The organism is Streptosporangium nondiastaticum, from assembly GCF_003011965.1.
In the GTDB taxonomy this organism is placed as follows: domain Bacteria; phylum Actinomycetota; class Actinomycetes; order Streptomycetales; family Streptomycetaceae; genus Streptomyces; species Streptomyces nondiastaticus.
This window is the reverse complement of the sequence record NZ_PXWG01000025.1, coordinates 42,710-60,139: the sequence shown is the minus strand read 5'-3', so window position 1 is coordinate 60,139 and position 17,430 is coordinate 42,710. Positions and strand designations below refer to the sequence as shown.

The window sequence follows — 17,430 nt, the reverse complement described above, 5'->3', positions numbered from 1 at the left end:
GGCTGTCGGCCGGGCCCGTCGTGGGGCGCTCCCCCGACCGGCCCGGCCGACGGGCGCCCCCGCCCTCGTGTCACGAGCCCCGCGGTGTCTTCCGCCCGTCGTTCCCCTCCCGTGTCCGCGGCCGCCGCGCCCAAGCCCGTGCCCGTGCTCCCGTAAGGGCAATCACGGCGGTCGCCGCGGCCGTCAACGCCAGCACGAAGAGCCAGTTGCGGACGTAGTCCAGCGGCAGCACCGACGGGTTCTGGGGAACACCCGGCCGGAACAGCACCGGATAGGCCACCGCCGTCACGCTCGCCGCGACGAGCAGACCGCCGCGCACCGCACGCCGTGCCCGCAGCCGTACCACCACGAGCCCCGCGAGGAGCGTCAGCGGGGCGACGATCCCGTCGTGCACGAGCACCGCGCCGGCGAGCCAGCGCACGACCGGCCACGGGTCCTGCGGGTCGTCACCGCGCCACGCGGCCCACATGCCCACTCCCATCAGGGCGACTCCGCACGCACCGGCGACCGCGCGCAGCACCGGCAGTGCCCGGCTCCCGCGCGTCACAGCGCCTCCATCCGGGACACCCACTTGGTCTGCAGGACGCCGGGCCTGTTCGGGGCGATGATCCGGGCCGGGTACCCGTGGTCGGGCGGAAGCTCCTCACCGTTGAGGCGGAGGGCCAGCAGGGTGAGGGGGTCGCGGGCGTACGTGTGCGGCATGACCATCACCCGGTAGGCACCGTGCCCCTCCAGCGACGTGACCCGGATCAGGGCCCCCACCGGGGCGCCCGCACGGTCCATCAGGTCACGCACTCGTACGCCCGACCAGCGCGCCGACCGGCTCCATCCCTCCACACAGGCGATCGGCAGGACCACCTCCCGCTGCGGCATGGCGCGCAGGTCGTCCAGGGTGATCTCGTACGGGCGCGGGCCCCCGACGTACAGCCGCCAGCCGCGCACGGACCCGGCGGTCACCCCCGCGCGGGCGGCGGTGCGGTTGACGGGCAGGCCCAGTTCGCCGTGGTCGGGGTGGCGCGGGGCCAGGAGGTCCAGGCTCTTCAGGGGCGTCAGGGACTGGCCCACGGTGGTGAGCGTCACCGCTCCGGCGGCGGCGCCCGTGGCGACCAGCAGGGACCGCCGGTCCGGCGCGTCCCCGGCCGGAAGGGACAGCGTCCCGGGCGAGCGGCGCCTCCAATGGGTCGCGATGTCCGGCAGCTTGACCGCCACGTGCAGGAGCAGCGACCCGATCAGCAGCCATCCGACGGCGAAGTGGACGGGCACGAAGGAGAACGGCCACGGATACCACTGCGCGGTGTTGAACAGCCCCGAGAAGAGCTCGAAGAGCGCCGACGCGACGAGCACCGCGACGGACAGCCGCTCCAGGGCGTGCCGGACCGAGCGCACGGGAGGCCCGGCGAAGAGCCGCGGATAGACCGCCCACAGCTTCACCAGCAGCAGGGGGACGGCCGCGATCCCGCTCGCGACGTGCAGCCCCTGGCTGAACCGGTAGCCCCAGGAGGGGCGGCTGGGAAGGCTGTTCGCGAGCAGGGCCGGCGGGTGCTGCAGGACGTGGCTGACCAGGCCGGTCACGAAGCACACCGCGACCGCCGCGCCGAGCAGGCGGCCGACGGCCGTGGCCGTACGGGCATCGTGCAGCCTGCCCGAGAAGGAGGGCCTGCCCGGGAAGGAGAAGGGGAGGGACCGGATCCCGGGAGGGCGGAGGGGGAGTTTCATGCCTTCATCAGAACGCGAGCAGGGGCCGGTGAGGGGGCGCGGAGTCCTTACGGAACGCGGACGTTCGCGCCGGCCGGGACCTCGTCCGCCCGTCCCGGTGCCAGGCTGGCCACGTGATCGCCCTCCCCCGCCGTCCCGCCGTCATGACCGCCGTCACCACGGCCGCACTCGCCGCGCTCACCGCGGTCCTGGTGCGGGCCGTCCGCAGCGACGCCTACGTCACCGACCCCGCCGCGCTCGCCGGCTGGTACGCCGTGGCCTGGGCGCTGTTCGGCGCGGCGGCGTGGGCCCTCCGGCACGTACCGGCGCGCCTTGTGGCACCGCTGGTGCTGGCGGGTTCCGTGGCCGTCGCCGCCTGCGGCCTGGTCGCCGAGCCCCGTACCAGCTCCGACGTCTACCGCTACGTCTGGGACGGCCGGGTCCAGGCCGCGGGCATCTCGCCGTACGACCACGTGCCCGGCGACCCCGCCCTGTCCCGGCTGCGCGACGACTGGCTGTTCCCGCGGGGCCCGGAGTGCGAACGGCCCGAGCGGTTCGGGGTGGCAGCCGCGGCCGGCAGGCCGGCCGCCGGCCCGGACGGCACCTCTGCCGCGGCCTGTACGCGCATCAACCGCCCCTCCGTGCACACGATCTACCCGCCCGTGGCCGAGGGGTACTTCCTCCTCGTCCACGCGCTCTCGCCCGCGGACGCCCGGCACAAGCCCTTCCAAGTGGGCGGGGCGGTGCTGTCCGTCGCCGTCTCGGCCCTGCTCCTGGCCGTCCTGCGCCGCCGCGGCCGCGCCCACCGGGCCGCGTACTGGGCGTGGTGCCCGGCGGTCGCCGTCGAGGCCGTCAACAACGCTCATGCCGACGTGCTCGGCGTGCTGTTCGCGGTCGCGGGCCTGGCCGCGGTCCGCGCGCACCGGATCCGGGGCGGCACCCTGATCGGCGCGGGGATCGCCACCAAGCTGCTGCCGGCGGTCGTCCTCCCGGGAGCGCTCGCGGGGGTGGCGGCGCCCCGGCCCCGCGAGCCGGACGGCACTGCCGGGGGCGAGGGGCCGCTGCGCCGTTCCCTCGCCGTGCTGCTGCCCGCGGCGGCGGTCGTCGGCCTCGGCTACCTGCCGTACCTCCTGGTCTCCCACGGTTCGGTCCTCGGCTACCTCGGCGGCTACGCCGAGGAGGAGGGCTACGACGACCCCACCGTCAAGAACCGCTACGCCCTCCTCCGGCTGGTCCTGCCCGCCTCCTGGTCCCAGCCCGCGGTCCTGGTCCTCTGCACCGCCGTGGTGGCGTACGTGCTGCGGCGGGGAGACCCCGAACGGCCCTGGCGGAGCGCGCTTCTGGTGACCGGGGCGGCATTCCTCCTCACCACCCCCGGATACTCCTGGTACGCCCTGCTCCTGATCGCCCTTGTCGCGCTCGACGGACGCTGGGAGTGGCTCGGCGTCGCCATGGCCGGGGCGGCCAAGTACGTGGGCGGCCGGGCGGTCGACGACTCCGGCCTCCTCGGCACCGTGGCCTACGCGCTGGCGGGCGTCGTGGTGCTCGCGGGATGGCTGGTACGCCGACGAGGACGCGGAGCGCCGGAGGTCACAGCCGGCCGAGGTCCACGGCCTCGGCCACGGCCCGGTATCCCGCGCTGTTGAGGTGGATGCCGTCGGTGAAGGCGAACTCCTCCCTGATCCTGGGGCCGTCGGCAACGGCCCGGTCGACGTCCACGACGCCGTCGTAGGCACCGCTCGCGCGTATCCACTGGTTGACCTCGTTGCGCACCCGCTCGCCGCGCTCGGTCCAGTGCGCGTAGCCCTGGTACGGCGGGATGGTCGCGCCGATGACGCGGACGCCGCGTGCGCGGGCCTCGCGTATGAGCTGCCGGAGTCCTGCCGTGATCTCCTGGGCGGTGACCTTCGGGGCGGGCGTCGTGCAGCGGCCGGGGTCGTCGGGCTGGATGATGTCGTTGGTGCCCTCCAGGAGGACGACCGTGCCCACGTCCGTCCGGTCCAGGGCGTCGCGCCGGAAACGCGCCAGGGCGCTCTCGCCGAAGCAGGCGGAGCCGTTGAGGAGCTTGTTGCCGCCGATGCCCGCGTTGACGACGGTGCGCGGGCTGCCGGCCGCGGCGAAGCGCTCGGCCAGGACGTCCGGGTAGCGGTCGTCGGCGCCGAAGTCCGAGCCGTAGCCGTCGGTGAGGGAGTCCCCGAAGGCGACGACCGTGTTGCCCCTGCCGTGCGGGCGGCCCTTCACGTCCACCCCGGCCAGGTAGTACCAGGACGGGCTCGGCGGTTCGGTGAACGCGGCGGCGGAGACGTCCGCGCTGTGGTCCCCGGCCGTCCGGTACGAGCCGGTCAGCGCGAGGTTGTGGAACGTGGCCGGGCCGCTGGGAGCCCGGAAGTACAGGGTGACGGCGAGCTTCCCGAAAGCCTCGACGGGGAGGGCCGCCGGATCGCTCACCATCTCCCCACCGGCCGGGACCGCCGCGCTGCCCGCGCCCCCGAAGCGCAGCGGGCGCACCGTCCCGGGCCGGACGGCGGCGCCCCCGTCCGACAGGGCGACGGTGGCGCCGGCCAGCCGCAGCGGGATCTTGCCGTAGGCGTTGGAGAGCCGCACGCGCAGCTCGCTTCCCGCCGCGCCGGCCCGGATCACCTGGCGCACGGTCTGATCCTCGAAACCCGCCTCCGACCAGTTGGGATACCAGTCGGTGTGCGTGGGGGCCTGGGGAGCAGCCGTCCAGGCGGCGGTCCACGGTATCTGTCCGGCCGGCTGCCGGCCGGACGGCTGCCGCCCGGGCAGCTGCTCCCGGTCCGCGGCCGGGGCCGCCGGGGCTGCCGAAGCCGCCGAGGGAGCCGAGGCGAGCAGGGCCGCCGCGAGGGAAACGGCGACGCGTGCGAGGGGCTTTCCGATCATCGGGCGGTACCTTCCGTGCCTTCCGTCGAATGCTGTTACCTCTATGACTCGCGGCACAGGGGAAATGTGACCGACGCCCCTGGATCCCCTGCACATGGGCCTCAGCCGGCGGCCGAGCCAGGCCGTTTTAGGAGCTTTTATCGCTTTCCCGGACCCCTCACGGGACGCTCCACCCGACCCCCGGCGACACCACCTGAACGATCAAAATGGCATGGGGTTAGCATGTGAGCGCTGCCTAGCTCGAAAGAGAAAAGCCTGTGACTGTCAACGACGACTCGTTCACTGACTGGAAGAACCGCGAGGAGATCGCGGAGTCGATGATCCCGATCATCGGGAAGCTGCACCGCGAGCAGGACGTCACGGTCCTCCTCCACAGCCGCTCCCTGGTGAACAAGTCGGTGGTCAGCATCCTGAAGACCCACCGATTCGCCCGGCAGATAGCCGGCGAGGAGCTCTCGGTCACCGAGACGCTGCCGTTCCTGCAGGCGCTGACCACGCTCGACCTCGGCCCTTCCCAGATCGACATCGGCATGCTCGCCGCGACGTACAAGACCGACGACCGCGGTCTGACGGTCGAGGCCTTCACCGCCGAGGCCGTCGCCGGCGCCACGGGCGCCAACAAGATCGAGGGCTGCGAGGGCCGCGACGTCGTCCTCTACGGCTTCGGCCGCATCGGCCGCCTCGTCGCCCGCCTGCTCATCGAGAAGGCCGGCTCGGGCAACGGCCTGCGGCTGCGCGCCATCGTCGTCCGTCAGGGCGGCGACCAGGACATCGTCAAGCGCGCCTCGCTGCTGCGGCGCGACTCCATCCACGGCCAGTTCCAGGGCACGATCACCGTCGACGAGGCGAACGGCACGATCGTCGCCAACGGCAACGCGATCAAGGTGATCTACGCCAACGACCCGTCCGAGGTCGACTACACGGCGTACGGCATCAAGGACGCCATCCTCATCGACAACACCGGCAAGTGGCGCGACCGCGAGGGCCTCTCCAAGCACCTGCGCCCCGGCATCGACAAGGTCGTCCTGACCGCGCCGGGCAAGGGCGACGTCCCCAACATCGTCCACGGCGTCAACCACGACACGGTCAAGCCGGACGAGCAGATCCTGTCCTGCGCCTCCTGCACCACCAACGCGATCGTCCCGCCGCTGAAGGCGATGGACGACGAGTACGGCGTGCTGCGCGGCCACGTGGAGACCGTCCACTCGTTCACCAACGACCAGAACCTGCTGGACAACTACCACAAGGCCGACCGCCGCGGCCGCTCCGCGCCGCTCAACATGGTCATCACGGAGACCGGCGCCGCCTCGGCCGTCGCCAAGGCCCTGCCCGACCTCAAGGCGCCGATCACCGGCAGCTCGATCCGCGTCCCCGTGCCGGACGTCTCGATCGCCATCCTGAGCCTGCGCCTCGGCCGCGAGACCACCCGCGAGGAGGTCCTCGAGTACCTCCGGGACGTCTCGCTGAACTCGCCGCTGAAGCGCCAGATCGACTTCACCACCGCGCCCGACGCCGTGTCCATGGACTTCGTCGGCTCGCGCCACGCCTCGATCGTCGACGCCGGCGCCACGAAGGTCGACGGCGACAACGCGATCCTCTACCTCTGGTACGACAACGAGTTCGGCTACTCGTGCCAGGTCATCCGCGTCGTCCAGCACGTGTCCGGCGTGGAGTACCCGACCTTCCCGGCCCCGGTGCTCTGATCCGGTCCCGGTGACCCGCGGCGCGGCCGCCACCCCGCAGAGGGGTGGCGGCCGCGCGCGCGTGCGGCCCGGGCCTACGGTGGGCCGCAACTGCCGCCGTCAGTGCTGCGGGTGGGCGTGCCACCGGTGGCCGCGGCCGCCCCGGTCTCCCCCGCCGCCCCCATGCGCGCCGGGCGCGGAGAGCTTTCCGAGGCGCGTGCGCAACCGGATGCCGTGCCCGACCTCGATCAGTCCCATGACGATCAGCATGATGCCGACGACCGCGGTGAGGACGGCGATCGACGCGAAGGGCGAGGTGATGACCACGATTCCGGCCAGGACGCTGACGACGCCGAGGAAGACCTGCCAGCCGCGGGCGGGAAGCGACGGGACGGACAGGGCCATGCCCGTCAGCATGACGCCGCGCAGCAGCCAGCCGAACCCGATCCACAGCGCGAGCAGGAGCACCGACTGCGCGGGCCCGCGGAAGGCCACCAGTCCCAGCAGCACGCAGATCCCGCCGCTGACGAACCCCAAGGCACGCATGTGCCCCGGAACGTGGGCACCGAAGGCCCCCGCCAGCTGGAAGACGCCCATGGCCAGCAGATAGATGCCGAACAGCACGCCGACCACCGTCAGGCTCGCCTTCGGCCAGGCCAGGACGACCACGCCGAGGGCGACCGAGGCCACGCCCGCGCTCACCATCACCTGCCAGCCGGCGTTGGCCAGCATGGTCAGGCCGGCGGGCATGCCGGTGGGGGTCCCTGCGCGGGGTTCACCCGACCCACCGGGCTCACCCGGCCCGGCGGCAGCCGCGTAGGCCTCGTGGAACGCACGGGATTCGTCCGACGCATCGGACGGGTTCGACGCGTCGGACGGGTTGGATTCGTTGGAGGGATAACTCATGGCGCTTGCCTCTCGCCCCCGCGCATGAATCGCCCGACTGCTCCCCACATCAGGCTTGCACAGTTTCCGGCAGGGCGAAAACGGAGCCCCACTGAGCCCTGCCGGGGGCTGCATATCGGGGTGCACTGGTGTGGCACGCCCGTGCCACACATCACGCGTGTGAAGAATGACCGAAGTGACTCCGGGTCGCACGTCCGCCGCATCCCGCCCCCGACCCTGCAGGTGGAGCATTGAGCGCCGATCGCAGAAGACCCCCGAAGAGGACGACCCCCGCGTCCGGGCGCGGTGCCCCGCAGCGCGGCGGCACGTCGGCCACCGACCGGATGCTCAGGACCCTGCTGCGGCGCCGCAAGAAGATGCTGACCATCGAGGACGTCACCGTCACGGACCGCCCCGAGGTCCACCGCGCCGTCTCCGCCGCGGCGCTGGGGAACATGATGGAGTGGTTCGACTTCGGGGTGTACGCCTACATGGCGGCCACGCTCGGCAAGGTCTTCTTCCCCTCCGACTCCTCCGGCGCACAGGTGATCGCCGCGTTCGCCACCTTCGCCGCGGCGTTCGTCGTGCGTCCGCTCGGCGGCCTGGTCTTCGGCCCGCTGGGCGACCGCATCGGACGGCAGAAGGTGCTCGCGGCCACCATGATCATGATGGCGGTCAGCACGTTCACGGTCGGCCTGCTGCCCGCGTACGCCACGGTCGGCGTGGCCGCGCCCGTCCTGCTGCTCGTGTGCCGGCTGGTGCAGGGCTTCTCCACCGGCGGCGAGTACGCGGGGGCCACCACGTACATCGCCGAGTACGCCCCGGACGAGCGCCGCGGGTTCCTCGGCAGCTGGCTCGACTTCGGCACCTTCGTCGGCTATGCGCTCGGCTCCGGCCTGGTGACCGTGCTCACCGCGACCCTGGGCACCGACGGCATGACCGACTGGGGCTGGCGGCTGCCGTTCCTGGTGGCCGGGCCGCTCGGCCTGATCGGCCTCTACATGCGCATGCGCCTGGAGGAGACGCCCGCCTTCCGCGCGGAGACGGAGAGCACGGAGAGCGCTGCGGAACTGGCCGCCGCCGAGGAGGCCCGGCAGTCCGGGCACGGGCGGCTGAAGGAGATCTTCACCGGGCACTGGCACGCCGTGCTGATCTGCATGGGCCTGGTGGTGGTCTACAACGTCACCAACTACGTCGTGACGTCCTACCTGCCGACGTTCATGACCGAGACGCTGGATCAGAACCCCACCACCGCACAGCTGCTCGTCCTGGGCACGATGATCCTCGTCGCCCTGACCATCACCACCGTGGGCCGGCGCTCGGACACCTGGGGGCGCCGGCCCCTGTTCATGACCGGCAGCGCCGCCCTGGTCGCCCTCGCCGCGCCGGCACTGCTGCTGATCCGGGCCGGCGGCGTGCTGCTGCCGGCGCTCGGCTGCATCGTGCTCGGGCTGCTGCTGGTGGTCTTCGCCGGCACCTCCGCGGCCACGCTGCCGGCGCTCTTCCCCACCCGGATGCGCTACGGCGCGCTGTCCGTCTCGTACAACATCTCCGTCTCGCTCTTCGGCGGCACCACGCCACTGGTCGTCTCGGCGCTGCTGGAGAGCACCGGCGACGAGATGGTCCCGGCCTACTACCTGATGGGCGCGGGCGTCATCGGCTTCTGCTCGGCGTTCTTCCTGCACGAGACGGCGGGCAAGCCGCTGCGCGGCTCGGGCCCGATGGTGGAGACGCCTGAGCAGGCGCAGCGGCTGGTCGCCCACAGCCGCACCGAGGCGGGCCGCCGGGCCCGGAACGTATGGATGCACCTGCGGCATCCCGGGCGGCACCGGCACCACGGGGAGCCGTGAGGACGGGGCGCGGGCCGGCGTATTGCTGAACGCCGGTTCGACGACTGACGCTGCCGCTCAGCCGGCCGCAGGCCACCGGGCCGAGCCGTCCGGCCCAGGCCCGGTCCGGGCGCCCCGGGTCGCTGCGGGAGGAGGTCAGGCCCAGTACGCGGGGCTGCCCGATGGGACGGGGGCGATCGGGCGGTCGCCGAATGCGGTCCATGGGCTCCAGCCGCCGCCGGGCCGGGACCGTACGCGGGTGCGTATCCGGCCTTGGGTGGTGACGGCGAAAACGTGGGTCCGGCCGGTGGCGTCGGCCGCGGCCGTCGGCGGGGCGGCGAGCCGGACGCCGGGCTCGCCGAAGTCGTCACCGGCGTCCCAGCCGCCGACGGGGGTGACCTGCCGGCGGTGGCTGAGCAGGGCGCCGCCCGGGGACAGGGCGAAGCCCTCGAGCCTGCCGTCGGCGTCGGGGACGAGCGCCGGAGCGCCGGCGGTCCAGCCGGACATCGGTTGCCAGTCGTCCCAGCCTCCGCTCGGGACGGTCTGGCGCCGGGAGAACGCCGCCAGACCGGACGGAGCCGATGCGGCGACCGTGAGCCTGCCGCTGCCGTCGCGCGACACGCGCGGCGCGGTGCCGGCCGCGGTGCCGAAGCGGGTCCACTGCGCCCAGGGGCCGTTGGGCGTCTCCTGCCACCGGTGGTAGATCGCGGCGCCGCCGGGCGCGAGGGCGAAGACCTCCAGCCGTCCGTCGGCATTGGCCGCGACGACGGGCGGCGCACCCGCGGGCCCGCCGAAGCCGCCGTCCCAGGGCTCCCAGGTCAGTGACCCGGGTGAGGCCTGCCGCCGCCGGGCGACGGAGGTGCCGCCCGGGCCCAGTGCGAAGGCTTCCAGTCTGCCGTCGGCGTTGCGGGCGACGGCCGGGGCCGCGCCTGCCGCGCCGCCGAACTCCTCCCAGTCGTGCCAGCCGCCGTCCGGCCGCTGCACCCGGTGGTGCAGGCCGGCACCGTCCGGGTCGAGGGAGAACACCTCCTGCCTGCCGTTGGTGTTGCGGCCGAGCGTGGGCACCGCTCCGGCCGGTCCGCCGAACGCCTCCCACGGCGACCAGGTGTCGGACTGCGGGTCGAGCTGGACGCGCCGCAGCAGCGCACCGTCGCCCGCGTCCAGGGCGTACACGGTCAGCCGGCCGTTGACGTCCAGTCCGGCGACGGGGTTGTCGGCGCTCTGCCAGGGTGGCGGTACGTCCCGCCACTGCAAGGGGGCGAGGTAGAGCCCCTGGCGGAACCACCCCGCGGCACTCACGTGCCAATCCCCTCCGTCGGTGACCACCTCGGCCGCGTGACCGGGGACATGGCCCGCGTAACCGTCGAGGCCGAAGGAGAACGGGTTCCGGGACGCGAACACATCGGTGCCGTCGTAGCCGTTGCGGGGCCCGATGAACAGGTAGTACCAGCCGTCCCGCTCGACGACGAAGGGCGACTCGGTGACCGACACCGTCGCGGCGGTGGTCGCGTCGGTGAACGCGATGCCCGGTTCGCTCCAGTGCAACAGGTCGTCGGAGCGCCGGAAGGCCACCACGTGCCGGCCCTCCTGACCGCCCTCACCATCCTGGCCGCCCTGGCCGTCCCGGCCGGACAGTTCGGTGTAGTACATGACCCACTGGCCGGCGATCCGCACCACCATGGGGTCGCGCGCCACGCGTCCCCGGAACAGCGGGCCGGCCGGGACGCGCGTCCAGGTGAACAGGTCGGTCGAGGTGGCGAGGTTGATCGCGGCACCGTTCCGCCCGCCGGCGGCGTAGAACATCCAGTACGTGCCGCCCGCCTCGATGACGTGCGGCGCCCACAGGTGTTCCTCGCCGTAGTACGCCGGGTCGACGGTCAGCGCGTCGGCGTGCGTGGTCCACGGTCCGTACGGGTCCGGGGCGGAGGCGTGGGCGAAGGAGACCTCAGCCGCGCTGTCGGGGGCCTGGCCGGGTGGCGCGCCGGCACCGGCGATGCTGAACAGGTGCCACCGGCCGGCCGCCTTGATCAGCGTGTGGTCGTTGAGGTAGCGACGCCCGCCGGGGGTGGACGGATCGTAGACGTGTGTGAAGGGCCCCGCGCCGGTCCACTGGTGGGGAGGGGGCGGCGCAGCGGTGGCGACCGCGCCGCCCCCGGCTTCCAGCAGTGCGAGTGCGCCCGCCGCGGCGCAGCCCTGGAGCAGACGGCGTCTGCTGATCGGATGCATGGGTCCTCCCCGCAGGTGTGCCGCGGCCGGCCGGGCCTCGCAGGCCCGCCCGGCCGGCCGTGGATGGTGCCGGCGGTGCCGGGGTCAGGTGATCGGAGGGCCGGAGGTGCTGTTCACCCGGGCCCACTGCGACCAGGTGCTGAACCCGGTCTGCCACTTGTGGATGACCCCGTCCCGGCTCGTGCCGAAGACCTCGATGCGGCCGTCGGCGTTGGTGGCGGCGGTGATCCCGGATCCGCCGGCGCCGAAACCGTCCCAGTCGCTGTAGGCGGCGTTCAGGCCCTTCTGCCAGATGTGCGCGGCGGTGTCGCCGTTGATGGCGAAGACCTCGACGCGCCCGTCGGCGGTGCGGTCGCTCGTGAGCCGGGAGTCGGCGGGGCCTCGCGTGGGCTCCCACTCCGACCAGCTGGTGGGGTTCGTCTGGTACCTGTGGAACACCCCGACCGGGCCGGAGGCGAACACTTCGAGGCGGCCGTCGGCATTGTGGTCGACCGTCAGGTCGTGGCCGCCCCCGCCGAAGTCCTCCCACTGTGACCAGCCGCCGTTGACGGCGGTCTGGTACTGGTGCTGGAAGACGCTCCCGTTGAGCACGAACACTTCGAGACGGCCGTCAGGGGCCTTCTCCATCTTCACCCGGCCGGCCGCGGGGCCGCCGCCCGTGGGCTCCCAGCCCGACCAGCCGCTGTTGGGCGCGGTCTGGTAGCGGTGGAAGACGCCGTTCGGGCCGGAGGCGAACACCTCGATGCGGCCGTCGGCGTTGACTCCGGCGGCGACGGTGCTTCCGCCGGTGCCGAATTCCTCCCAGTTCGACCAGGCGCCGGACGGCGACAGCTGGTAGCGGTGCTGGACGGTGTCCCCGTTGACCGCGAACGCCTCCAGGCGCCCGTCGGCGTTGGGGGCGATCGCGAGCTGCGCGTTGCCGGGGCCGCCCAGCCGTTCCCACTCCGACCAGCTGCCGTTGACCTGGGTCTGCCAGGCGTGGTGCACTCCGTCGGCTCCGGCCGCGAAGATCTCCAGCCGGCCGTCGGCCGACCGTGCGGACACCACCCGGCCCGGCTCCACCGGATAGACGAGCGGCGCCGGCGCGGGCCGCCGGCCCGGCGTGCACGGCATGGAGACGCCGCGTTCCTCGAGGTAGGGGATGGGGTCGATGCCGCGGTTCATGCTGGTGTCGCGTCGTACCCGCAGATGGAGGTGGGGGCCGGAGGCCTCGCCCTCGGCTCCCATGAGCGCGATGCGCTGCCCGGCCGTCACCCGGTCCCCCACGGCCACGTCCCGCTGACGCATGTGCCCGTACTCGGTCACCGTTCCGTCGGGGTGCAGGATGCGGATCCACTGGCCGTAGCCCTGGGCGGGCCCGGAGTTGATGACCTCGCCGTCGCCGACGGCGTAGATCGGCGTGTCGTAGTCGTTGGCTATGTCGATGCCGTCGTGATTGCGGGCTCCGCCGTAGGGGTCGGAGATGAAGCCGGCCGCCGGGCACGAGGCGGCGAATCCGGCGGCTCGGGCTTGCGCAGCGGCCGGGGACGTCGTCACCAGCGCCGGCAGTGCGGTGACTGCCGCCGCGAGAACGAAGCGCAGTGCACGTCCGGAGAGACCGTGTAGCACGTGGCGTCCTTCCCCCTCGGGTCGTATCGGAACGGGGCGGGTGGGGTGCGGTGCGGCTCGCTGAGCGACGGCTCGCGCGAACCGGCGGGGTGGACGCTAGCCACGGCCGCCCGCCGAGGGCACCGGAACGCTACGGATTGACGACGTGCGGCGGAGGCCGCTTGCCGGCGAACAGGCTGGTGCCGTGCCCACGGGGCCCGGCGGAGGGGGTGCCGCGGGACGCGGTGACCGTCACGTCCACCGCGCCCCGCGGGCGCCCCGCCGGTGCGGCAGGGATCAGCGGTCGAAGCTGTACGAGCTGGCCTGGTCATTCATGGCGTCGCCGACGTAGGGGACGTTGCCGCGGAAGGTCTGGCTGAAGCCGCGGTAATCGGCGTGCTGGTAGAGGGTGATGTCGCACTGGCCGGAGGCGGTGGAACTGACCGCATCGTTCCAGTCGTCCCCCATGGTGGCGGACCAGGGGTAGCGGAAGCTGCAGCCTTGGCTGCCCGTGAAGTAGACCGAGCCGCCGCCGAAGTCCTTGTCGCGGTAGACCGTGGCGAGGACCCGGCTCTCGGCGGCCAGGGCGGACTTGGCGTTCTTCGCCGGCTTGATGCCGTGCTGGCTGCGCGGACCGCTGAGGCGCTCCTGGAGCTTCTCGTCCTTCAGCGCGGCCCGGGCGTCGTTCGGGGCGTCGGTGACGCGGCCCTTCGTGGCGTAGGCGATGGCCTCTCTATGGGTGGCGAAGCATGCCCGGTCACCATTGTCCGTGTTGACCACGCACTGCTGGTTCGCCTTGTCGGGCGCGGCCTTGGTGTCCTGGGCGACGGCGGGCGAGGCGAGGGCGGCCACGGTGGCCAGGGTGCCGAGGCCGAGGGCGGCGAGGGTGCGGGCGGTCTTCATCGGTTCCTCCTGGAGATCGGTGGGGAGTGGCGGTTCTTGCTGTGTCACGGAGACTGCCGCCCACCGTTCACCGCGGGATAAACGGCGCTGTTGCGAGCAGCCCGCGGATCTGTTCGGCGTCCTGCTCGGCCCGGAGTCCCTCGAAGAGGTCCAGGGCGGCCCGCAGGCAGGCGTCGGCGCGGGCCTGCTGCCCCAGGTGGACGAGGCTGCGGCCGAGAGTCCTGAGCAGGCCGCCCTCCAGCATCGCGCTGACCTTGCGGGCCAGTGGCAGGAACGTCTCGGCGGTCTGCGCCGCGAGCGCGTATCCCTCCTTGCCCTGCTTCTCGGCGTGGAGTTCGGCGATCAGGTTGCCGGACGCGGCTTCGAAGGAGGACACGTTCAGGGTGCGGAAGAGGGCCAGGCCGGCACCGGCCCGGCGCAGGGCCTCGTCCCGGTCGCCGCACAGCCGCAGGACCCGGGCCAGGTAGTACAGGCCGATGGCCGTGGACACCGACTCCCGGCCGCCGAGCAGTTCCGCTCCGCGCTCGGCCGCCGCCCGCGCCTCGGCGAGGCGGCCCTGACGGGCGTAGTTGAAGGCCAGCTCGCCCAGCGCGGTGCCCTCGGCGGTCGCCGCGCCCAGCGTGCGGAAGAGCCGCACCGACGCCTCGCCGTGCACGACCGCTTCGCCGAAGCGGCCGCGGACCCGGGCGTGGGCGCAGAGGGTCAGGTGGGCCGAGGCGCACAGCCGCAGGTCGGCGTCGCGGTCGCAGAGTCCGAGGCTGCGGTGGAGCTCCTCCTCGGCCTCGGGGAAGGAGTTGGCGTGCCACAGGGCGTTCCCCCGTACGTAGCGGGCGAGGGCCTCGGAGGGCCGGTCGCCGCGCCCGGCGGCGACCTCGGCGACCTGGCGGGCCAGTTCCGACACCGCGCTGAGGTGGGTGATGCCGGAGAGCACGGTGTTGAGCCGGTCGACGAGATCGGCGGCCTGGGCCAGTGGCAGGGCGTCGTCGGCGCAGGCGCGGGCGATCAGGGCGCGTTGCAGGGCAGTTTCCTCGCGCATCCAGTCGGTGGCGTCCTGCGCGGTGGCGAAGGCGAGGCCGGGCGAGGCGGGCGCGGCGTCGATGAGCGTGCGTTCGTCGGGTTCGGCCGCGTGCGCGACGGCGTCGGCGTTGCGGGCGGTGGCCAGGCAGAAGTCGAGGAGGCCGGCGACGGCGCGGGAGGTCGTCGCGGGAGGGTCCTCGCGGGCGTTCCGGGCCCGGGCGAAGGCGCGGACGAGGTCGTGGAAGTGGTAGCGGTCGAGGTGGTGGGACTCCAGGAGGTTGAGTTCGACGAGGGATTCGAGGAGTTCCCCGGCTTCTTCGGTGCCGAGTCCGAGCAGGGCGGCGGCGCTCGGCAGGGCGAGGTCGGGTACGTCCGGCGCGGACAGGAGGCGGAAGGCGCGGGCCTGTTCGGTGGTGAGCGTGGCGTAGGAGAGCTCGAAGGCGGCGTCCACGGCGGCGTCGCCGGTGCGCAGTTCGTCGAGGCGGCCGCGTTCGTCGGCGAGGCGGCGGACCATGCCGGCGAGGGACCGGCCGGGCTCCGCCGCGAGGCGGGAGGCCACGATCCGCAGGGCCAGCGGCAGGTGGCCGCAGGCGGCCACGAGTGCGGCGGCGGCCTCGGGCTCGGCGTCCACGGCGCGACGGCCGACGGTGCGCCGCAGCAGGTCCAGGGCCTCGGCCGGCGGCATGACGTCCAGTCGCAGGTGCCGCGCTCCGGCCAGTCCGGTGAGCCAGGCGCGGCTGGTGACCAGGACGGCGCAGTCGGCGGCGCCGGGGATCAGTGGTCTGAGCTGTTCGCAGGAGGCCGCGTTGTCCAGGAGCAGGAGCATCCGGCGGTCGGCCAGGAGCGAGCGGTAGAGGGCCGTGCGCTCGCCGGCGTCCTCCGGGATGTCTTCGTCCGCGGTTCCCAGTCCGCTGAGCAGGGTGGCCAGTACGGCGTGGGGATCCAGGGGTGCGGCGTCGGCGCCGCGCAGGTCGGCGTAGAGGCGTCCGTCGGGGAAGGCGTCGGCGTCGAGCGCGTGGGCGGTGTGGACGGCGAGGGTGGTCTTGCCGACGCCCGCCATGCCGTTGACCGCCGAGACGACGACGGCCGAGGTGCCTGGGCGGGTCAGCATGCCGGTGAGCTCCCGGAGCTGCTCGTCGCGGCCGGTGAAGCCGGCGACGGGGGAAGGGAATGCGCCGCCCGCGGCCTGCGGCCTGCGGTCCGTCCCGGGGAGGCGCAGGGTGGGGTCGGAGCGCAGGATCCGCTGGTGCAGCGCGGTGAGTCCGGCGCAGGGGGCACGTTCGACGGGCGGCAAGTGGGCGAGTTCGGTGGCGAGGTGGCGCCGGGTGTCCTCGTAGACGCCCAGGGCCTCGGCCTGGCGGCCCGAGCGGTACAGCGCCAGCATCTGCACCGCGCGCAGCCTCTGACTCGACGGGTGTTCCATGACCAGGGCGCCCGCCTCGGCCACGAGGTGGGGCCGGTCGCCGAGCTCGGCGTCGAGTTCGAGCCGGGCTTCCAGGAGGGACCGGTGCAGCTGGGTGCAGCGGGCGCGCAGGGCTCTGGCGTGGGGGCCGTGGAGTCCGGCCAGCGGTTCGCCGGTCCACAGCGCCAGGGCGCCGGCCAGGATGTCGCGGGCCTGCCCGGCGGTGCCGCCCGAGGCCCGGATCTCCCGGGCCCGCGTCAGGGCCCCCTCGAAGGTCCAGGTGTCCACGGCAGGGGCGGGCACCCGGAGCGCGTAGCCGTTGCCGACGGTGACGAGCAGCGGCTCGGCGGTGTGCCGGGCGAGGGCCCGGCGCAGCCGCCACACGTGGGTGCGGACGGAGTGCTCCGCCCGGGAGGGGCGCTCGCCCTCGTCCCACACCCCCTCCACGAGCAGCGGCAGCGCCACGGTCCGGCCGGCGGCGGCCAGCAGGACCGCGAGCACCTCGTGCGACCTGGACTGGCCGAGTTCCACCGGCACGCCGTCGCACCAGGCCCGCACCGGGCCGAGCACGGCGAATCTCAGTCCCGGGGCGGGGGCGCTCACCGGGCGGAGTAGCCGCAGGGGGGCTGGAGGCCGAAGGACGCCGACCAGAGCGGTACGTAGTACGGGGCCTCGCTGTCCTGCCCCGCCAGGATCGACATGTCGCCGTGGGAACGGACGGTGAGCTTGGTCCACGGCATGTGCGGGCAGTCCGTGCTGCCGGTCCGGCTCTGCCAGAGCTCGGTGCCGTCCTGCGCGGTGACGACGAGGTTGCCGTCGGCGCGCAGCTCGGCTCTGTTGCCCTCGCCGGTGGTGCCGGAGTGCCAGCGCAGCTGCCGGCCGGTGCCGTCGGCGCCGGAGGTGTAGAGGGCGAGGTCCCCGTCCTGCTGCATGACGAGGTGGGCGTCGCCGTTGTCCAGGCCGGCGCCCGGGGTCAGGGTGCCGCCGTTGGCGAGGGTGTCGGACGCGGTGCGCTCGGCGTGTGCCGTGCCGCCTGCGGCCAGGAGCCCGGTGGCCGCGAGTAAGGCGGCGGCCGTGAGGGATGCGGCGCGGGTCTTGATCGAGCGGTTCGTTGCCATCGGCATTGCGAGACCTTTCCGGTGGGGTGGTGCGTCCTTTACCGAGTGGTCTCGACCATCGTGGGCGGCACTGTATAAACGGTCAACAATCTCTAAACGGACAACCCGGGGGCGGGTGCGCCTCGTCCCGAGCAACCAAACAACCCACTTGCCTCGTTCAGGTGATTGCCGCTGATTGTCGTGAT

General features: G+C 73.4%; 12 protein-coding genes. 3 read left to right on the top strand and 9 right to left on the bottom strand.

Annotated features, from left to right (window positions below):
* Window positions 1-70: 70 nt before the first annotated feature.
* Both B7P34_RS13170 and B7P34_RS13165 read right to left on the bottom strand, forming a co-directional pair.
* Window positions 71-547 carry a hypothetical protein gene (locus B7P34_RS13170; protein ID WP_189382743.1) on the bottom strand — a complete coding sequence of 159 codons (477 nt, stop codon included), beginning with the start codon at window positions 545-547 and terminating at the stop codon, window positions 71-73.
* A complete protein-coding gene (locus B7P34_RS13165; protein WP_106676086.1) occupies window positions 544-1,716 on the bottom strand; it encodes a molybdopterin-dependent oxidoreductase in 1,173 nt (390 codons plus the stop codon). The genes B7P34_RS13170 and B7P34_RS13165 overlap by 4 nt, the downstream gene beginning before the upstream one ends.
* Before the next feature lie 113 nt (window positions 1,717-1,829).
* On the opposite strand from B7P34_RS13165, the gene B7P34_RS13160 reads away from it, so the two are divergent.
* The gene (locus tag B7P34_RS13160) at window positions 1,830-3,341 is read left to right on the top strand and encodes a glycosyltransferase 87 family protein (RefSeq protein ID WP_223267805.1); all 1,512 of its coding nucleotides are present in this window, start codon (window positions 1,830-1,832) and stop codon (window positions 3,339-3,341) included.
* On the opposite strand, the gene B7P34_RS13155 is transcribed toward B7P34_RS13160, so the two are convergent.
* Window positions 3,286-4,596, bottom strand: coding sequence for an SGNH/GDSL hydrolase family protein (locus tag B7P34_RS13155; RefSeq protein WP_106676085.1), 1,311 nt, complete (start codon window positions 4,594-4,596; stop codon window positions 3,286-3,288). The two genes, B7P34_RS13160 and B7P34_RS13155, sit on opposite strands and share 56 nt — an antisense overlap.
* A 257-nt stretch (window positions 4,597-4,853) precedes the next feature.
* On the opposite strand from B7P34_RS13155, the gene B7P34_RS13150 reads away from it, so the two are divergent.
* The gene (locus B7P34_RS13150; RefSeq protein ID WP_106676083.1) at window positions 4,854-6,299 is read left to right on the top strand and encodes a glyceraldehyde-3-phosphate dehydrogenase; all 1,446 of its coding nucleotides are present in this window, start codon (window positions 4,854-4,856) and stop codon (window positions 6,297-6,299) included.
* Between the two features lie 99 nt (window positions 6,300-6,398).
* Here B7P34_RS13150 and B7P34_RS13145 read toward each other — a convergent pair whose 3' ends face one another.
* Window positions 6,399-7,028 carry an HdeD family acid-resistance protein gene (locus B7P34_RS13145; protein WP_106676082.1) on the bottom strand — a complete coding sequence of 210 codons (630 nt, stop codon included), beginning with the start codon at window positions 7,026-7,028 and terminating at the stop codon, window positions 6,399-6,401.
* Window positions 7,029-7,414: 386 nt separating this feature from the next.
* Between B7P34_RS13145 and B7P34_RS13140 the strand changes: the two genes are divergently transcribed.
* Window positions 7,415-9,013: an MFS transporter gene (locus B7P34_RS13140; RefSeq protein WP_223267804.1), complete on the top strand. Its 1,599-nt coding sequence runs from the start codon at window positions 7,415-7,417 to the stop codon at window positions 9,011-9,013.
* A 135-nt stretch (window positions 9,014-9,148) separates the two neighbouring features.
* On the opposite strand, the gene B7P34_RS13135 is transcribed toward B7P34_RS13140, so the two are convergent.
* From B7P34_RS13135 to B7P34_RS13115, 5 genes are all read right to left on the bottom strand, one after another.
* The gene (locus tag B7P34_RS13135) at window positions 9,149-11,218 is read right to left on the bottom strand and encodes a family 43 glycosylhydrolase (RefSeq protein ID WP_106676078.1); all 2,070 of its coding nucleotides are present in this window, start codon (window positions 11,216-11,218) and stop codon (window positions 9,149-9,151) included.
* 84 nt (window positions 11,219-11,302) lie between these two features.
* Window positions 11,303-12,826 carry a peptidoglycan DD-metalloendopeptidase family protein gene (locus B7P34_RS13130; protein WP_106676076.1) on the bottom strand — a complete coding sequence of 508 codons (1,524 nt, stop codon included), beginning with the start codon at window positions 12,824-12,826 and terminating at the stop codon, window positions 11,303-11,305.
* Between the two features lie 276 nt (window positions 12,827-13,102).
* Complete coding sequence (locus tag B7P34_RS13125; protein WP_106676074.1) at window positions 13,103-13,708, bottom strand: hypothetical protein; 606 nt, start codon at window positions 13,706-13,708, stop codon at window positions 13,103-13,105.
* A 67-nt stretch (window positions 13,709-13,775) separates the two neighbouring features.
* Window positions 13,776-16,730, bottom strand: a complete 2,955-nt coding sequence (locus tag B7P34_RS13120; RefSeq protein WP_146166808.1) for an AfsR/SARP family transcriptional regulator — start codon at window positions 16,728-16,730, stop codon at window positions 13,776-13,778.
* Window positions 16,727-17,251, bottom strand: coding sequence for a hypothetical protein (locus B7P34_RS13115; RefSeq protein WP_106676070.1), 525 nt, complete (start codon window positions 17,249-17,251; stop codon window positions 16,727-16,729). The genes B7P34_RS13120 and B7P34_RS13115 overlap by 4 nt, the downstream gene beginning before the upstream one ends.
* Between the last annotated feature and the right edge of the window lie 179 nt (window positions 17,252-17,430).